Genomic DNA, 1,081 nt, shown 5'->3' on the forward strand with positions numbered 1-1,081 from the left:
GTAAAACGCTCAACCGTGCGGGTTTTTCTGCGGCCCCTTCGCGATGCGAGCATCGCTTCCCACAGTAGAAAAGACTTTCTTCAGTGGCGTTCTAGGCCTTGCCGGTGCGCTCGCGGTGGGGGCAGCCGGGCCAGCAGCAGGGGCGGCGTTTGCCGGCGGTGAGGTTTTCCCGGGCACGGGTAATGCGCCCCTGCCGGGTTGCCTCTCTCTTGGCATCTTCAATCCAGCAGATCCATTCGTTGCGGGCCAGCGGGGTGATGTCTTGCCATTGTGCCAGCATGGCGCTGTCTGCCTGTAGGGCCTGACGAAGATCGTCCGGTAGTGGGTGGACCACGCCGCCGCTGATGGTCTGATTGTCCATGATCCGGGGTCCTTGTCTGGGAGCTTTGGAAAAACTTACAACATGCCTGATTTTTGTGGGAAGCGATGCTTGCATCGCGAAGGAGCCTGTAAGACCGCCGCTATTCGCGATGCAAGCATCGCTTCCCACAGAAAGGAGTTATCAGAAGCTCCTTCTCAACGCACCGACAATAGCAAAAGGCGGTGGGCGGCCACTATGACGTGAGTCGCTGTGTTTGGTTCTTCCAGCGATTGCCTGGCGTTTCGAGCCTGGGCGGGGCGATGGTGCAGTTCGCCTGCGGCTCAGTGCACCCTACCCAGAGATTGGAAGGGGTGGGCCTCTTCCAGTTCGAAGGCCAGACCCAACAGCAGGGCCTCTTCGTCGTTGGCGGCGGAGAACTGCACGCCGATGGGCAGGCCATCGTCCGTCTGGCCCAGGGGCAGGGAAATGCCGGGGCCGCCGGAGGCGTTGTTGGCGGGGGTGAAGGTGGTGTAGCGCAGCAGTCGTTCCAGTTGGGTATCGAAGGGCAGGTCGGCGCCCAGGTAGCCGATTTGCGGGGTGGTGTGGGCCAGTACCGGGCTGAGGATCACGTCGTATTGGGCAAAGGCTTCCGCGTAGCGTTGCCGGGCCAGGCGTAGCTGGCGGAGCATGGCCGGGGTTTTCAGGAAACGTTGCTGGTAATAGTCGGCCAGGCCACGGGTGAGCGGGTCCAGCTGGCCGGCATCGAAGCCTTGGGGGAAC

Annotated in this window: 2 protein-coding genes; both read right to left on the minus strand. The window is 62.2% G+C overall.

Translation table 11 applies throughout. From position 1 onward, the window contains the following. Positions 1-91 precede the first annotated feature (91 nt). The gene (locus HUJ17_RS00005; RefSeq protein ID WP_290498409.1) at positions 92-361 is read right to left on the minus strand and encodes a YdeI/OmpD-associated family protein; all 270 of its coding nucleotides are present in this window, start codon (positions 359-361) and stop codon (positions 92-94) included. Between the two features lie 281 nt (positions 362-642). After that, positions 643-1,081 (minus strand): amidase family protein (locus HUJ17_RS00010; RefSeq protein ID WP_290508796.1); only part of this gene is annotated, 439 nt, incomplete at its 5' end.

The organism is Alcanivorax sp. (assembly GCF_014762765.1).
In the GTDB taxonomy this organism is placed as follows: domain Bacteria; phylum Pseudomonadota; class Gammaproteobacteria; order Pseudomonadales; family Alcanivoracaceae; genus Alcanivorax.